This is a genomic window from Pseudomonas sp. TE4620, from assembly GCF_056279045.1.
Genome location: NZ_JBWBQO010000001.1, coordinates 206,963 through 222,604 on the forward strand (window position 1 = coordinate 206,963; position 15,642 = coordinate 222,604).

Annotated in this window: 13 protein-coding genes; 10 read left to right on the plus strand and 3 right to left on the minus strand. The window is 61.3% G+C overall.

What is annotated here, in order from left to right; genetic code table 11:
* Positions 1–28 precede the first annotated feature (28 nt).
* From ACZ9A3_RS00995 to ACZ9A3_RS01005, 3 genes are all read left to right on the plus strand, one after another.
* Positions 29–937, plus strand: coding sequence for an SDR family oxidoreductase (locus tag ACZ9A3_RS00995; RefSeq protein WP_371128689.1), 909 nt, complete (start codon positions 29–31; stop codon positions 935–937).
* 75 nt (positions 938–1,012) lie between these two features.
* Positions 1,013–1,366 (plus strand): hypothetical protein, encoded by a 354-nt coding sequence (locus tag ACZ9A3_RS01000; RefSeq protein ID WP_045196112.1) that lies wholly within the window; start codon positions 1,013–1,015, stop codon positions 1,364–1,366.
* A 503-nt stretch (positions 1,367–1,869) separates the two neighbouring features.
* Complete coding sequence (locus ACZ9A3_RS01005) at positions 1,870–4,926, plus strand: hypothetical protein (protein WP_476252046.1); 3,057 nt, start codon at positions 1,870–1,872, stop codon at positions 4,924–4,926.
* Positions 4,927–4,936: 10 nt separating this feature from the next.
* Here the strand turns inward: ACZ9A3_RS01005 and ACZ9A3_RS01010 are convergent, their stop codons facing one another.
* Positions 4,937–5,716 carry an IclR family transcriptional regulator gene (locus ACZ9A3_RS01010; RefSeq protein ID WP_093388018.1) on the minus strand — a complete coding sequence of 260 codons (780 nt, stop codon included), beginning with the start codon at positions 5,714–5,716 and terminating at the stop codon, positions 4,937–4,939.
* Positions 5,717–5,889: 173 nt separating this feature from the next.
* Between ACZ9A3_RS01010 and hmgA the strand changes: the two genes are divergently transcribed.
* From hmgA to maiA, 3 genes are read left to right on the plus strand one after another with little or no spacing between them, the layout of a single operon-like run.
* Complete coding sequence (gene hmgA / locus ACZ9A3_RS01015) at positions 5,890–7,191, plus strand: homogentisate 1,2-dioxygenase (protein WP_045196118.1); 1,302 nt, start codon at positions 5,890–5,892, stop codon at positions 7,189–7,191.
* A gap of 3 nt (positions 7,192–7,194) precedes the next feature.
* Positions 7,195–8,487, plus strand: coding sequence for a fumarylacetoacetase (gene fahA, locus ACZ9A3_RS01020; protein ID WP_258596451.1), 1,293 nt, complete (start codon positions 7,195–7,197; stop codon positions 8,485–8,487).
* A 12-nt stretch (positions 8,488–8,499) separates the two neighbouring features.
* Complete coding sequence (gene maiA / locus ACZ9A3_RS01025; RefSeq protein ID WP_093388023.1) at positions 8,500–9,126, plus strand: maleylacetoacetate isomerase; 627 nt, start codon at positions 8,500–8,502, stop codon at positions 9,124–9,126.
* A 28-nt stretch (positions 9,127–9,154) separates the two neighbouring features.
* On the opposite strand, the gene ACZ9A3_RS01030 is transcribed toward maiA, so the two are convergent.
* Positions 9,155–9,961, minus strand: coding sequence for a SirB1 family protein (locus ACZ9A3_RS01030; protein WP_045196124.1), 807 nt, complete (start codon positions 9,959–9,961; stop codon positions 9,155–9,157).
* 125 nt (positions 9,962–10,086) lie between these two features.
* Here ACZ9A3_RS01030 and ACZ9A3_RS01035 point away from each other — a divergent pair, with 125 nt between their 5' ends.
* Complete coding sequence (locus ACZ9A3_RS01035; protein ID WP_045196126.1) at positions 10,087–11,106, plus strand: Leu/Phe/Val dehydrogenase; 1,020 nt, start codon at positions 10,087–10,089, stop codon at positions 11,104–11,106.
* Between the two features lie 7 nt (positions 11,107–11,113).
* Here ACZ9A3_RS01035 and ACZ9A3_RS01040 read toward each other — a convergent pair whose 3' ends face one another.
* Entirely contained in the window at positions 11,114–11,377 is a 264-nt protein-coding gene (locus ACZ9A3_RS01040) for a YebG family protein (RefSeq protein WP_045196128.1), read from the minus strand.
* A gap of 226 nt (positions 11,378–11,603) precedes the next feature.
* Here ACZ9A3_RS01040 and ACZ9A3_RS01045 point away from each other — a divergent pair, with 226 nt between their 5' ends.
* From ACZ9A3_RS01045 to cyoB, 3 genes are all read left to right on the plus strand, one after another.
* A complete protein-coding gene (locus ACZ9A3_RS01045; RefSeq protein ID WP_045196130.1) occupies positions 11,604–12,110 on the plus strand; it encodes a disulfide bond formation protein B in 507 nt (168 codons plus the stop codon).
* Between the two features lie 565 nt (positions 12,111–12,675).
* The gene (cyoA, locus tag ACZ9A3_RS01050) at positions 12,676–13,620 is read left to right on the plus strand and encodes a ubiquinol oxidase subunit II (RefSeq protein WP_045196132.1); all 945 of its coding nucleotides are present in this window, start codon (positions 12,676–12,678) and stop codon (positions 13,618–13,620) included.
* A gap of 3 nt (positions 13,621–13,623) precedes the next feature.
* The gene (gene cyoB / locus ACZ9A3_RS01055) at positions 13,624–15,642 is read left to right on the plus strand and encodes a cytochrome o ubiquinol oxidase subunit I (RefSeq protein ID WP_045196135.1); all 2,019 of its coding nucleotides are present in this window, start codon (positions 13,624–13,626) and stop codon (positions 15,640–15,642) included.

A 15,642-nucleotide genomic window follows, 5' to 3' on the forward strand; every position in this document is an offset into this window, starting at 1 on the left:
CCTCCCTTGTTCTGCTGGAGAACTGAGCATGACGATTCGCTTGGACGATAAAGTGGTGATTGTCACCGGCGCTGGCGGTGGCCTGGGTCGCGCCCATGCCCTGCTGTTTGCCCGCCATGGCGCGCGAGTGGTGGTCAACGACCTGGGCGGCTCGACCCACGGTGAAGGCGCCAGCGCCTCGGCTGCCGACCGGGTGGTGGCGCAGATTTGTGAAGCGGGCGGCATGGCCGTGGCCAACCATGACTCGGTCACCGATGGCCAGCGCATTGTCGAACAGGCCCTGGACAGCTTCGGCCGCGTCGATATCGTCATCAACAATGCCGGCATCCTGCGCGACAAGACCTTCCACAAAATGGACGACAGCGACTGGGAGCAGGTCTACCAGGTACACCTCGAAGGGGCCTACAAAGTCACCCGCGCCGCCTGGCCGCACTTGCGCGAGCAGAACTGGGGGCGGGTGATCTTCACCGCCTCGACCTCGGGCATCTATGGCAACTTCGGCCAGGCCAACTATGGCGCGGCCAAGCTCGGCCTGTATGGCCTGACCCGCACCCTGGCCATCGAAGGGCGCAAGCATGGCGTCCTGGTCAACGCCATCGCCCCCACGGGTGGCACGCGCATGACCGAAGGGCTGATTCCGCCACAGGTGTTCGAACAACTCAAGCCCGAGCTGGTCAGCCCGCTGGTGGTGTACCTGGGCAGTGACGCCTGCCAGGACAGCGGCGGCTTGTATGAAGTTGGCGGCGGCTGGGTCGGCAAGGTGCGCTGGGAGCGTAGCCTGGGTGTTGGCTTCGACCCGCGCGAGGGTTTTTCGCCTGAAGACATCGCTGCCAACTGGCAGCAGATCGGCAGCTTTGACAACGCCGTACATCCCAAGGACAGCCTCGAAGCCCTGCAACAGATGATGGCCAACCTGCAGAAGTATCCACAGGGCTGAACCTGGCCCAAGGTTGTGGTCGCCGGCTGAAGTTGCCTATGCTGGACGGCCACCTTGGTTGCAGGAGCACAGAGGATGTACGAATCCAGAACGGACGCTGTCATCTCTACCCGACAGTTCGGCTATCGCCTGATGTGGCACGGGATCGCGGCCTGCCTGTTGCTGATCGGCTCGATCCTGTTTGGCGTGGTTGGCCATCTGTACTTCGAGCCGCAAGTGCCCTGGCACGATGCCGTGTTCAACGCCACCTTGCTGCTGGGCGGGGTAGGGCCGGTGATCCTTCCCGAGTCTATTGGCGGCAAGCTGTTTTTCGCAGGTTACGGCCTGTATGTCGGCCTGGTGTTCGTCGCCAGCATCGGCCTGATCCTGGCGCCCATCGCTCACCGATTGTTGCACCGATTCCACTTTGATGACGCCGACGACGACTAAATCGCGGGCATAAAAAAGGCCGCTGCAGTGCAGCGGCCAAGTAAGACGCAGATCAAGGAGCTTCAAAATCAACGTCGGTGAACCTGGAGAAGACGCCATCAGGCGGGGTGTGCACGCCGGTTGATGGAATGGGCTGACGCTTTCATTTGGCGTCAGCACCGTCTTGGTGTAACCAGAATAGGCGCCTGTCAGAATCGGAAAAATAGGTATTTCTGACATTCACTGTTACAACTCAGGTAACAGTCAGCCCCCAAGACAGTAACCCGCTGTTTCACGAAAGTCAGTAAGCGAGTGTAAGCAACTGTGCACACTGTCCTCTTATTCTTATATGGAAATGGGCTGTTGCTTTAGTTAGCTGTAGGGCAATTCATTGGGTTTGAAAAAACGGGAGCCTGGGCACTTTCCAGAGATAGCAACCGGGACGGGTTTCGCTGAAATTTCCCTGAAGGTGGGCAAGTCAATTAGTCGCGTTATGACTATCAACCACCAACGGACATCAGCATATGGAATCGACCCGTTCGCTTGACACACCCGCGTTGAGCTACGACGACAGTACTCTGGAGACACTGCTGCTGGAAATGACCAGCAGCACTTTTGAAATCCAGCGCCAGCTTGAGTCGGTGGCAACGCTGCAGGACGCGGCGCTGATCAGTTTCTGGGAGAGGGCACGCAAGCCGAGTACTAAGCCGCTGAGCCTGTTTGTGCACCTGTCGAAATTGTTTTTTTTCGATCTGCGCTACTTTGCTTTGCGCCATCCCTGGCAGCAGCCGGAAATGGCAGCGCTGGAGGAGCAGATTTTCGATCCCGATGAGCACGTTCGCATTCTGACCCTCGATATTCAGGGAGAGACGGCGATGTTGCCGTTGGCGTTTGTCATCAGCGAGTCGTTCGCCCCGTCATCCACCAGCAAACTCTGGTTTTACAGCCTGCAGGAGGGGTTGCAAGAGCAGGGGGATGCGCGGCGATTCATCGACAGGATGACGCTGCGCCTGTGCGCACCGGCTGCCAAGGATCCCTTGGTGCAGCCGTTGCCGCACGGAATAAAACAGCTACTTGCGCAAGGCCACACGCCGCTATTGAGCCTGGTATCGCTGAGCGATAGTCCGTTTCGACAACAGGTAGACGATGTCCGCCAAGCCCTGCGCGGGGTTCCTGCCCACGCTCTGCTGCAACAACGTCTCGCAACCCGGCTCAGGCAGCACCGCCACGCTCAATTGCCTGAATGGTTACGTGTTCTTGAGGGTGAACAACGTACCGCCTTCGAGTTGCGCGAAGGCGCTGTTGCTTTGTGCCAGCAACGGGTCGATGAACACCTGCAAGGTAGGGCCAGCGTTGAGGACTATGCCGCTGCGCAGATCGCCGCTTACCTGTTGCAGGCCTTGGGTGTCGAGACAGATGCCGGGCTACTGCGCGTTCGAGTCAGGCATGCACTGGACGTCGAGGGTGAAACGATACAGGGTGAGCGCGAGATGACGCTGGTGCAGTGGGTGTTGTCCGGTGGTTACCCCGGCAGTGAGTTTCAGGCCCACGTCATCGATGACACGTTGGCGGCGCGGCTGACACCGGATGTCATTCAACGAATGATTGATGAACTTGAGGTGCGCCAGAGTTATCCGCAAGCGCTGCAGTCTTCCTACCTTGAAGGCTCTGGCCCTCAACTGATGAGCGACGTGGTCAATGCACGGTTGGCCTTGAGCGCCCTGGCCGCGCGCTACCAAGGGTTCGACCGGGAGGCTTGCGACGCTCTGGAAGCTGCTCGCAACCATACCGGCGCCCTGGCTGCGCTTGGGATCGACGCGGGTGCGGTGATCCTTGAGCCCTTGCAGTTGGCGTTCAAGGATATGCTCTACCTTAGTTTTGGCTCGCAGGACGATCATCGTTTCCTGCTCTATGCCCCTGGCGCGCCGGAAGCGGATCTGCGGGTGTTCAGCAATGTTGGGCAGCTCAGCCTGGAAATTGCCCGGTGGGCCCTGACCGACCAGGGGCAAACCTATCTGCTTGGCCAAGTGCCAGTCAACGCCAGGATGAGCTTCAGTCGGTTTCTCAAGCAGACGCAAAAATTGCCGGGCACCTGGTCCCGACAAACAGTGGCACTGGAGCGCTGGCCCGATGCGAGCTGGCCGAGGGTGTTGTCGCAAGTTGCTTTCAGGAAGGTCTCGGCGTTACTTGACCAACAGCAATTGGCCACGCCTCAGTGGTTCATCGATGCATCCCGAGTTCAACGCCAGCAACTGAGCCATGTTGATGCTCAACTGGGTGCGATCCAGGACGCCTACCAACAGCTCAACACCATCGAGCCCTTTGCCAAATACGCCCATCGCCAGGTGCAGGACTGGATCAAGAAGCTTCTACCTGCGTCTGATATAGACCCTGATACCCTACTGGTGGAGCTTGAGGACGGTGGCATAAAGACGCTCACCCGCACGGTCATTGAAGGTTACGACAGCAGTTTCAACTTCGCCGACTTTGCCAGAATCACCTCCACCATCGGCCAGGACCTGTCGCGACTCGATCGTCCCTCTGTCGATGGCTACATTCGATCTGCCAGGCTGGGTGAGCGCTACATCCAGATGATTCGCCGGCGCCTGCTCGACCCCGTTGAGCCACAGTACAAGCGCCGTCGCCTGCTTCACCGCGAGCTGCTGCGTTTGCAGGTCCGCCGCGCCTGGCTGAGTGAAAGCATGGCGGGGCGCCTGACGTCCGAGCAGAGCGGGTGGCTGGGCATTGCTGTCGACAAGCTGGTTGATCTGGAGCCCGCGGTCGTTGGCGGTGAGCGGACCTCTGGCAAGAACGGTCTGTTCCAGCTGGCCCTGAGGGGCCGAAGGGTCGAGGGTGTGTACCTGTTCAGGAACGTATCGCAAAGCGTTGTCGAAGATCTTGTCTACACCCCCGATGCGCCGGATGACCTGATCTTCCGTACGCCGCAAGCGTTGGCGCTTCAATGGGAAGCGCTGCAGGACTATTTCTACCTGCGCGTGAGCATCGATGATCAGCCGGCCATCGGCAGCCTGATCGACAGTGTTGAACGAGCAGCTGATGGTCAGGCAATGGTCTTCGAGGCGATCAGCGACTATAAGCGCGTGACCGATCTTGCCTATGAATTCGACGTGATGGTCGAGCGGATCATTGCCGATGTGGACGCCGACACCACCAGTGTGGCCGAACGAATCTGGGGCATCCTCTTCGAGGTCGCCATCGGCGTTGCGGCGATTCTTTCGATTCCCTTTCCACCGGCCACCCTGGCGCTGAACGTGGTGCTGACCCTGCGCTCGTTCGTGCAAGGTGCGCTGGCCTACGAGGATGGCGATCGGGCTTCAGCCTTGAAGTGGTTTGTTGTCACGGCTGTGGGGGTCGTGTCGATTTCCGGCGTGGCAGGGCGCTTCGCCAGAGCGTTATCGAAGCTGTCCAAGGGTCCCGGCTCGCCGACCACCGAGCTGCTGAAAAAGCTGGTCGCCGACTTTGGCAAGGCGGGTTCGGAAACAGTCTCCAGCGTCGGTGAGGCGTTGGACGATGAACTCACCTTGTTCCTCAAACACCTGGAGCGAACGGTTCCTGCCTGACGAGACTGGCTCAGGCTTCATGCCCCATGCGCCAACTGATGGTCCTGGCGGTGGCCAGCAGTTGTTGCGCAGCGGGGCCCTGTTCATCCGCGTGGAAAATCGAGGTCGGGCCGACCACGGTCAGCACTGCGGCAATCTTGCCCACGGCGTTGAACACAGGAGCGGAAAGCGCATCGACACCGGGCATCAGCAGGCCATGCACATGATGCAGGCCGCGTTGGCGGATGGTCGCAAACAATGCCTGGTATTCGTCGGCACTGTGACCTGATGCGGCCAGCTCTTGCTCGCGCAGCTCGATGGTTTCACGTTCTGGCAGGTAAGCGCCGAACACCAGGCCAGTGGAGGACGTCAGCAAGGGCAGCACCGAACCGATCTGGGTGACCACGGTAACCGCGCGCACCGCCGGCTCGATGTTGACCACGGTGGCGCCCTGGTTGCCCCACACGGCGATGAAGCAGCTTTCGTTGAGCTCGTCGCGCAGTTGCGACAGCGGCAGCGCCGCCTCTTTCAATACATCCATCCCGCCAAGCGCGGCCAGGCCCACGCGCAGGGCTTCGCGACCGAGGCCGTAATGGTTGGTGGCCGGGTTCTGCTCGGCAAAACCGCTGGCGATCAAGGCCTGCAGGTAGCGGTGGACCTTGCTCGCCGGCATGTCGACGTGCTCGGCCAGGCGCGACAGCGAGGTGGACGGCGATAACTGGGCCAGAGCCTTGAGGATGTCGGTGCCGACCTCGGCCGAGCGGACCTTCTGTTTGCCGGAGCTGTCGGCGGGGGAGCTGGCTTTGGCCATGGGGGAGTCGATCCGGGGAGTTAGATGGGCGTCTTTATAGCTTGACGGTCTTCACCAATCAAATTACGTTATGCGTAATGTAATTACGATAAAAATAACGCAGAAGCGCTGCCATTCCTTCAAGGCCCGCAGCCAACTGCCATTGACCGGCCTGCACTGGGCCCGGAGGCTCGATGAACCTCGATAACACCCCCGTCCTTGGCTACCAGAGCGGTTTCGGCAACGAATTCGCCAGCGAAGCCTTGCCTGGCGCGCTGCCGGTCGGGCAGAACTCGCCGCAAAAAGCCCCGTATGGCCTGTATGCCGAACTGTTTTCCGGCACTGCCTTCACCATGGCCCGCAACGAACAGCGCCGCACCTGGCTGTACCGCATTCGCCCTTCGGCCCTGCACCCGCGCTTCGAGCGCCTGCAGCGTCAACTGGCCGGTGGCCCGCTGGGCCCGGTGACGCCCAACCGCCTGCGCTGGAGCCCGCAACCGATGCCGAGCGAGGCCACCGACTTCATCGACGGCTGGGTGGCCATGGCGGCCAACTCGGCAGGCGAGAAACCGGCCGGCATCAGCATCTATACCTACTGCGCCAATCGCTCCATGGAGCGGGTGTTCTTCAACGCTGATGGCGAACTGCTGCTGGTGCCTGAGCAAGGTCGCCTGCGCATCGTCACCGAGCTGGGCGTGCTGGAAGTCGAGCCGCTGGAGATCGCCGTGTTGCCCCGTGGCCTGAAGTTTCGCGTCGAACTGCTCGACGGCAAGGCCCGTGGCTATCTGGCCGAGAACCACGGTGCGCCGCTGCGCATCCCGGACCTGGGGCCGATTGGCAGCAATGGCCTGGCCAACCCGCGCGATTTCCTCGCGCCGGTGGCCCATTACGAAGAAACCGACGCCCCGGTGCAGCTGGTGCAGAAGTTCCTCGGCGAACTGTGGGGCTGCCAGCTCAATCATTCGCCCCTGGACGTAGTCGCCTGGCACGGCAACAACGTGCCGTACAAATATGACCTGCGCCGCTTCAACACCATCGGCACGGTCAGCTTCGACCACCCGGACCCTTCGATCTTCACCGTGCTGACCTCGCCGACCAGCGTACCGGGCATGGCCAACCTCGACTTCGTGATCTTCCCGCCGCGCTGGATGGTGGCCGAGAACACCTTCCGTCCACCGTGGTTCCATCGCAACCTGATGAACGAGTTCATGGGCCTGATCAAGGGCGAGTACGACGCCAAGGCCGAAGGCTTCCTGCCCGGCGGTGCCTCGCTGCACAGCTGCATGAGCGCCCACGGCCCGGATGCCGAGACCTGCAGCAAGGCTATCGCCGTAGAGCTGGCACCGAACAAGATCGACAACACCATGGCCTTCATGTTCGAGACCAGCCAGGTGCTGCGCCCGAGCCGTCATGCGCTCGAATGCCCGCAATTGCAGGCCGACTACGATAGTTGCTGGGCCTCGTTGCCGAGCACCTTTACCCCGAATCGGAGATAACCCATGAATCAGTCCGCCCTTGCCCGCAGTTGGGTAGAACACGCCAACGGCCACGGCGACTTCCCGCTGCAGAACCTGCCGCTGGGCATCTTCAGCCGCAAGGACCAGGCGCCGCGCTGTGGCGTGGCCATCGGTGATGCCATCCTCGACCTCGAAGCAGTGCTGGCCGCCGGCCTGTTCGACGGCCAGGCCCGCGCCGCAGTCGAGGCCACCCGTGGTGGTGCGCTGAACGCTTTCTTCGCCCTTGGTCGTGGCGCCCGGGTGGCCCTGCGCGAGCGCCTGCTGGAGCTGCTCGGCGAGCACAGCGAGCACCAGGCCGCGCTCAAGCCGCTGCTGCATGCGGCCAGCGAATGCCAGTTGCACCTGCCGGCGCGCATCGGCGACTACACCGACTTCTATGTCGGCATCGAGCACGCCAAGAACGTTGGCAAGCTGTTCCGCCCCGACAACCCGCTGCTGCCCAACTATAAATATGTGCCGATCGGTTACCACGGCCGCGCCTCGACCATTCGCCCCTCGGGCACCGACGTGCGCCGGCCAAAAGGCCAGACCCTGCCCGCTGGCCAGAGCGAACCAAGCTTCGGCCCGTGCGCGCGTCTGGACTACGAGCTGGAACTGGGTATCTGGATCGGCCAGGGCAACGACATGGGCGATTCGATTCCGGTGGCCGAAGCCGCCGAGCACATCGCCGGTTTCTGCCTGCTCAACGACTGGTCGGCGCGTGACATCCAGGCCTGGGAATACCAGCCGCTGGGGCCGTTCCTGTCCAAGAGCTTCATCTCCACCGTTTCGCCGTGGGTAGTCACTGCCGAAGCCCTGGAGCCGTTCCGCTGCGCCCAGCCGGCGCGCCCGGAAGGTGATCCGCAGCCGCTGTCGTACCTGCTGGACAAACGCGACCAGGCCAATGGCGCTTTTGATATCGAGCTGGAAGTGCTGCTGCTGACCGAGCGCATGCGCGAGCAGAACCTGCCAGCCCATCGCCTGACCCTGAGCAACACCTTGAGCATGTACTGGACCGTGGCGCAGATGGTTGCCCACCACAGCGTCAACGGTTGCCAGTTGCAGCCGGGCGACCTGTTCGGCTCCGGCACCCTGTCCGGTGCCCAGCCTGGCCAGTTCGGCAGCCTGCTGGAAATCACCCAGGGCGGCAAGGAACCGGTCGAACTGGCCTCGGGCGAGGTGCGCAAGTTCCTCGAGGACGGCGACGAAATCATCCTGCGTGCCCGTTGCAAGCGCGACGGCGTGGCCTCGATCGGCTTCGGCGAGTGCCGCGGCAAGATCCTGCCGGCGCACTGAGAGGGCAGGGCCATGGAACTCTTTGGTTACTACCGCTCGACCTCATCCTACCGGGTGCGCATTGCCCTGGCGCTCAAGCAGCTGGAGGTCCAGCAGGTGCCGGTCAACCTGCTCAAGGGCGAACAGCGCGAAGCACAGTTCCTGGCCCTCAACCCGCAAGGGCGAGTGCCGGCGCTGAAGATCGACTCCGGTGAGCTGCTGGTGCAGTCGCCGGCGATCATCGAGTACCTGGAAGAAGTTTATCCACAACCCGCGCTGTTGCCCCAGGACCCGCTGCGCCGGGCCCAGGTGCGTGGCGTGGCGGCGCTGATCGGCTGCGACATCCACCCCCTGCACAACGTCAGCGTGCTCAATCAGCTGCGCGGCCTGGGTCATGACGACGCCCAGGTCAACCAGTGGATCGGCCACTGGATCAGCCAGGGCCTTGCCGCGGTCGAGCAGTTGATCGGTGACCAGGGCTTCTGCTTTGGCGACGAGCCGGGGCTGGCCGATGTCTACCTTGTTCCGCAGTTGTACGCCGCCGAGCGCTTCAATATCGACCTCAGTGGCTTCCCGCGCATTCGCCGGGTCGCGGCCCTGGCCGAGGCGCATTCGGCGTTTGCCCAGGCTCATCCGTCGAGGCAGCCCGACGCACCATAAATCATGCTGCTCAGCCCGGAGCAGAATGTCAGTGCACCGATTGCGACGCTGGTGGCAGATGGCTCAGGCGTTCCGTCAGGCGCAAGCGCTGGATTGGATCGTCGCTGAGCAGCAAGGCGTGCTCCAGGTCGAAGCGTTCGGCCTGGGGGCACTCCAGGTGCTGATACAGGGTGGCGCGGGCCATGTAGTCGGCGGCAGTGCCAGGGCCTAGCTGCAACACCCGTTCAGCGTCCTTCAGGGCTTCGAGATGATCGTCGTGGCTGGCGTGCAGCTGGCGCAGGTTGCGTGACAGGCGCTGGAGCATCTGCAGCGGGCTGGCGGTCAGCAGGTGGTCGGCGCTCAAGGCCAGTTGCGGGCCGAACTGACGGCCAAGCAGCTCGCGGCAATCGGCCGGGTACAGGCGTCGGCCGCCACAGGGGTCGAGCAGATGGTCGGCACCGGGCACGCGCAAGAGAAAGTGCCCGGGGAAGTTCACTCCCTCAAGAGGGATCGACAGGCCGCGGGCCAGTTCCAGGCTCAGCAGGGCCAAGGCCAGGGGCTGGCCGCGGCGGCGTTGCATGACTTTGTCGAGCAGCGCCGCCTGGGGCCGCAGCGGGTGGTATTCGTCCTGCTGGAAGCCCAGGGCGTTGAGGCGGCGTAACAACGGCTGGGCCAGTTCGCTGAGCGGCAGCATCGGCAGCCCGGTGCTGACTTCCTGCTGCAGGGCCTGAACCTCGGCCATGACGCGCGCAGGCACCACGCTGTCATCGTGCTCGGCAGCGATCCACAGCGCCGCCTCCAGCAAGGCGACCGGGTCACGTTCAAGGCAAGCCAGACAGGCACTACGTGGGTTCATCACAACCTCCGCTCAAGCTTCTGTTGTAGCGCTGGCGCGGCCTTTCGTCCAGTGGTCCGAGTGTTGTCATCGGGGTGTAAAGCGCGACCTATACTGGGATCAGCACCTCATCGAGGAGCCTGCCGATGTTCGCTCTCATGCAAAGCACTCGCACGCAGTCGCTGCACCTGTGCATCGACCCGCCGACCGGCCTCAAAGCAGTGGTCGCCATTCATAGCGAACACCTGGGCCCGGCCATGGGAGGCTGTCGCTACCTGGCTTACCCGGACGACGACAGCGCCATGGTCGACGCCATTCGCCTGGCCCAGGGCATGAGCTACAAGGCCGCCCTGGCCGGGTTGCCGTTGGGTGGCGGCAAGGCGGTGATCATTCGCAACCCCCATGTGGAAAACCGCGCGGCCTTGTTCGAGGCGTTCGGGCGCTTCGTCGAAACCCTGCAGGGGCGCTTCATCACGGCCGTGGACAGCGGCACCTCGACCCTGGACATGGACTGCATCGCCCAGACCACCCAACACGTCACCAGCACCACCGCTGCCGGTGATCCGTCACCCCATGCGGCCATGGGCGTGTTCGCCGGCATTCGCGCCACCTCGATGGCGCGCCTGGGCAGTGACAACCTCGAAGGCTTGCGCATCGCCGTGCAGGGCTTGGGCAATGTCGGCTACGCCCTGGCCGAGCAGCTGCATGCCGCGGGCGCCGAGCTATTGGTCAGTGACCATGACCCGGGCCGGGTGCAACTGGCGATCGAGCAGTTCAATGCCCGGCCGGTGGCCAATGAAATGTTGATCAGCACGCCCTGCGACATTTTTGCCCCGTGCGGGGTAGGGCCGATACTCACCGGCCAGAGCGTGATGCAGTTGCGCTGTGCGGCGGTGGCGGGGGCGGCGAACAATCAGCTGACCACCCTGCAGGTGGCCGACCAGCTGGAAAGCCGCGGCATTTTGTATGCGCCCGATTACGTGATCAACGCCGGCGGGTTGATCTATGTGGCGCTCAAGCACCGTGGCGAGGACCTGGGCACCATTACCGCGCACCTGGCGCGCATTCCCTCGCGCCTGACCGAAGTGTTCGCCCACGCCCAGGCGGAAAAACGCTCGCCGGCGCGAGTGGCGCAGATGCTCGCCGAGCAGATGATCTACAACTGAACGGCGCCTACTCGGCGGCGCCCTCGGCGAGCAGCTCGGACAGGGCGTCGGGCTGGCTCTTGAAGGCCTTGGCGAACACGTCACGGTTTTTCGCCATATAGATACCGGCATCCTCGACCTGCTGTTCGCTCAGCGACGGCACGGCTTTTTTCAGGACCTCGGCCAGCAGCTCGGCCAGCTCCAGCATCTTGTCGTGACGGTCTGCTTCGGCTTTATCCATGAACAAGCGCTCCAGGTCGCGGCTGCTGCGGTATACCACTTCGACGGCCATTCATCACCTCACATGCCTTTGGTAATCGATGTATTCGATACTGTTTATTTGTACAGTGTTAATGATAGGGTAATCCACAGGACTAAGATAGTGGCAAATCAGTATTCTGCTGTTGCCCATTCTTCACCAGGGCCTGGGACGGCACTTTTGCCGCTCTCTATGGTCTGCTTCAGCGTGTAGAATTGCGCATCGGCAGTCGAGCCATCCAGTCTACGAAGGAACAGCAATGAACGAGCAAACATCGCGCCTGAATCGGGAACGGCGCTTTCTGGTACTGCTGGGGGTGATCTGCCTGGCGCTGATCGGCGGTGCGCTGTACATGCAGATCGTGCTCGGCGAGGCGCCATGCCCGCTTTGCATCCTGCAGCGCTATGCGTTGCTGCTGATCGCCGTGTTTGCCTTCATTGGCGCAGCCATGCCCGGCAAGCGCAGCCTGACCCTGCTCGAAGGCCTGGTGGTGCTCAGCGCCATCGGTGGCATCGCCGCTGCCGGTAACCACGTGTACATCCTCGCCAATCCGGCGGTCAGCTGCGGCATCGACACCTTGCAACCGATCGTCGACGGCCTGCCGCTGGCCTCGGTGCTGCCGCTGGTGTTCCAGGTCGATGGCTTCTGTTCCACGCCGTACCCGCCGGTCATGGGCCTGTCCCTGGCGCAATGGGCACTGGTAGCCTTTATACTGACCGCCGTTCTGGTACCCCTGGGCATCTACCGCAACCGCCGTCAGGCTTAGACAAAAGTCATGTATTGACGCAAGCCTGTTGTGCAATCAACTTTGCAAAGTTTGTCGCACCAAACTTGATCCTGATCAAGTTCTAACCCTTGTAGAACGGGCGTTCCAGGGGTATTGAAAGGGGTGCGACAAACTGTCGCGAAACTGATTTTTCGGGCGCGATTGTTACACAATTGGTAAAGGACTGTTGCTCAATAAGTCATAGTCAACGATAGGTTACCTATCTACAATCGCCCCCAATTTCCGTTCGGCACCGCTTGCGAGTCGCAGGATTAAAGGAGCTCCAGGGCTCTTTTCGCTGACTCTGACGAGCATCGCCTGCGGCGATGCCGGGCTGACCCCCCTCCGTGATTTCCCGCACCAAATGGAATTGGTCTGAACACAGGCCTGTTGCCTACTGAAGTCAAAATAATAAACACCGCAATACCCGGTTTATGCCGAGCCGCCGCAGCTGGCCTCAAGGTATGACCGTATTCGATCCCATAAATGCTGACGCTTGGCAGGACGAAGTGTTGGCGACCAAAACACAAATTGCATTGAAGCAAGCTGCTCTAGAGGTCGTGAGATGAGTAAAAAGCGTTACCCCAGACTGTTTGGCATTCTGCCCTTTTTAGGCATGCTTTTACTCAGTGGGTGCAACTGGACCCTGCTCGACCCGAAGGGCCAGGTCGGCATTGAGCAAAAGAACCTTATCCTGATCGCTACCGGCTTGATGTTGCTGGTGGTGATTCCTGTCATTTTCATGACCCTGGCGTTTGCCTGGAAGTACCGCGCTTCCAACAAGGCAGCCACCTACACCCCGGACTGGTCGCACTCGACCAAGATCGAAGTGGCGGTCTGGACCATCCCGGTGCTGATCATCATTGCCCTGGGTTACGTGACCTACAAGACCACCCATGAGCTGGACCCGTATCGTCCGCTGGTTTCCGACGTGAAGCCGGTGCAGATCGACGTGGTCGCCCTGGACTGGAAATGGCTGTTCATCTACCCGGAACAAGGCATTGCCACGGTCAACAAGATCGTCTTCCCGGCCAACACTCCGGTCAACTTCCGCGTGACCTCGGATTCGGTGATGAACTCCTTCTTCATCCCGGGCCTGGGCGGGCAGATCTACGCAATGGCTGGCATGACCACCAAACTGCACCTGATCGCCAACGAGAACGGTGAGTTCGACGGTATCTCCGCCAACTACAGCGGTGCTGGTTTCACCGGTATGAAGTTCAAGGCAACCGCCACCTCCCAGGCCGATTTCGAAGCATGGGTGAACGAAGTCAAGCAATCGCCTAAAAAGCTGGATGCCGCTGAATACGCAGCATTGGCCAAAACAAGCGAAAACAATCCAGTCGCGCTGTACAGCGTGGCCTCGCCTGAGCAGTTCCAGTCCATCGTCGACAAGTACGAAGGCATGAACCGCGGCCGGCCGGTCCACGAACAAGAGCAGAGCAAAGAAGCGGCCGGTACCGAAGGGATGGACGTGAGTATGCATTCAGCTGCTGGGGCAGAGGAGTAAGAGATGTTCGGTAAACTAAGTCTGGATGCGATTCCGTATCACGAGCCGATAGTCATGGTGACGCTTGCCATGATCGCGCTCGGCGGTCTCGCGCTCGTTGGTGCTATCACCTATTTCAAGAAGTGGACCTACCTGTGGTCCGAGTGGCTGACTTCGGTCGACCACAAGAAGATCGGGGTGATGTACATCATCGTCGCGATGATCATGCTGCTGCGCGGCTTTGCCGACGCCATCATGATGCGCACGCAGCTGGCCATGGCCACCGGCGGATCCGAGGGCTACCTGCCGCCCGAACACTATGACCAGATCTTCACCGCTCACGGTGTGATCATGATCATCTTCATGGCAATGCCATTCTTCACCGGCCTGATGAACCTGGCCCTGCCTCTGCAGATCGGTGCGCGTGACGTTGCCTTCCCGTTCCTCAACTCCCTGAGCTTCTGGCTGCTGGTGTCCGGCGTCGTGCTGGTCAACGTCTCGCTGGGTGTTGGTGAGTTCGCCAAGACCGGCTGGGTCGCTTATCCACCGTTGGCGGGTATCCAGTACAGTCCTGGCGTGGGTGTCGACTACTACATCTGGGCGCTACAGCTATCGGGCCTGGGTACGACGCTAACGGGTGTCAACTTCCTCGCCACCGTGCTGAAAATGCGCGCGCCTGGCATGAAGCTGATGGACATGCCGATCTTCACCTGGACCTGCACCTGGGCCAACGTGCTGATCGTCGCTTCGTTCCCGATCCTGACCGCTGCACTGGCTCTGCTGACCGTTGACCGTTATCTGGACTTCCACATTTTCACCAACGAGCTTGGTGGGAACCCGATGATGTACGTCAACCTGTTCTGGGCCTGGGGTCACCCTGAGGTTTACATCCTGATCCTGCCGGCCTTCGGCGTGTTCTCGGAAGTCACCTCGACCTTCGCCGGCAAACGCCTGTTCGGCCACAAGTCGATGATCTACGCTTCGGGCGCGATCGCGGTGCTGGGCTTTGCGGTATGGCTCCACCACTTCTTCACCATGGGTTCGGGCGCCAGCGTCAACACCTTCTTCGGTCTGGCGACCATGCTGATCTCGATCCCAACCGGGGTGAAGCTGTTCAACTGGCTGTTCACGATCTACCAGGGCCGTCTGCGTTTCACCGCGCCGATCATGTGGACCCTGGGCTTCATGGTGACCTTCTCGATCGGTGGTATGACCGGCGTACTGCTGGCTGTTCCAGGTGCTGACTTCGTTCTGCACAACAGCCTGTTCGTAATCGCTCACTTCCACAACGTGATCATCGGTGGTGCGGTATTCGGCTACATCGCCGGCTTCGCCTTCTGGTTCCCGAAAGCCTTCGGTTTCACCCTGAACGAGAAGTGGGGCAAAGCTGCCTTCTGGTTCTGGATCTCCGGTTTCTACGTGGCCTTCATGCCGCTGTACGCACTGGGCTTCATGGGTATGACCCGTCGTCTGAACCACTCCGACAACCCACTGTGGGAACCCTACCTGTACGTAGCCGTTGTCGGCGCCGTGCTGATCCTGTTCGGTATCGCTTGCCAGCTGATCCAGCTGTACGTGTCGATCCGCGACCGCAAGGACAACATGGACGTGACCGGCGACCCATGGGGCGGCCGTACCCTGGAATGGTCGACTTCGTCGCCACCACCGTTCTACAACTTCGCCACCATGCCTGAGAAAGTCGGCCTGGATGCCTGGCACGAAGCCAAGGAAGCCGGTGTTGCCTACAAGGTTCCAGCCAAGTACGAAGCGATCCACATGCCGAACAACACCTCTACCGGTGTGTTCATGGGTGCCTTGCTGACCGTGTTCGGTTTCGCCTTCATCTGGCACATCTGGTGGCTGGTCGGCGCAAGCCTGATCGGTACCATCGCGGTCTTCGTCGCCCACGCTGCTCGTGACGACCAGGGTTACATGGTTCCAGCCGAGGAAGTGGCGCGCATCGAAGGTGAGCGCATGAAGTCCCTGGGCCTGGCTACCGGTACCCCGGTTGGCGCACGTGTCGAATCGTTTGAACGGGTTTAA

Bases quoted from the DNA above. Each gene is read 5' to 3' on its own strand.
- ACZ9A3_RS00995 (WP_371128689.1), top strand. From the start codon at position 29: ATGACGATTCGCTTGGACGATAAAGTGGTGATTGTCACCGGCGCTGGC.
- ACZ9A3_RS01000 (WP_045196112.1), top strand. From the start codon at position 1,013: ATGTACGAATCCAGAACGGACGCTGTCATCTCTACCCGACAGTTCGGC.
- ACZ9A3_RS01005 (WP_476252046.1), top strand. From the start codon at position 1,870: ATGGAATCGACCCGTTCGCTTGACACACCCGCGTTGAGCTACGACGAC.
- ACZ9A3_RS01010 (WP_093388018.1), bottom strand. From the start codon at position 5,716: ATGGCCAAAGCCAGCTCCCCCGCCGACAGCTCCGGCAAACAGAAGGTC.
- hmgA (WP_045196118.1), top strand. From the start codon at position 5,890: ATGAACCTCGATAACACCCCCGTCCTTGGCTACCAGAGCGGTTTCGGC.
- fahA (WP_258596451.1), top strand. From the start codon at position 7,195: ATGAATCAGTCCGCCCTTGCCCGCAGTTGGGTAGAACACGCCAACGGC.
- maiA (WP_093388023.1), top strand. From the start codon at position 8,500: ATGGAACTCTTTGGTTACTACCGCTCGACCTCATCCTACCGGGTGCGC.
- ACZ9A3_RS01030 (WP_045196124.1), bottom strand. From the start codon at position 9,961: ATGAACCCACGTAGTGCCTGTCTGGCTTGCCTTGAACGTGACCCGGTC.
- ACZ9A3_RS01035 (WP_045196126.1), top strand. From the start codon at position 10,087: ATGTTCGCTCTCATGCAAAGCACTCGCACGCAGTCGCTGCACCTGTGC.
- ACZ9A3_RS01040 (WP_045196128.1), bottom strand. From the start codon at position 11,377: ATGGCCGTCGAAGTGGTATACCGCAGCAGCCGCGACCTGGAGCGCTTG.
- ACZ9A3_RS01045 (WP_045196130.1), top strand. From the start codon at position 11,604: ATGAACGAGCAAACATCGCGCCTGAATCGGGAACGGCGCTTTCTGGTA.
- cyoA (WP_045196132.1), top strand. From the start codon at position 12,676: ATGAGTAAAAAGCGTTACCCCAGACTGTTTGGCATTCTGCCCTTTTTA.
- cyoB (WP_045196135.1), top strand. From the start codon at position 13,624: ATGTTCGGTAAACTAAGTCTGGATGCGATTCCGTATCACGAGCCGATA.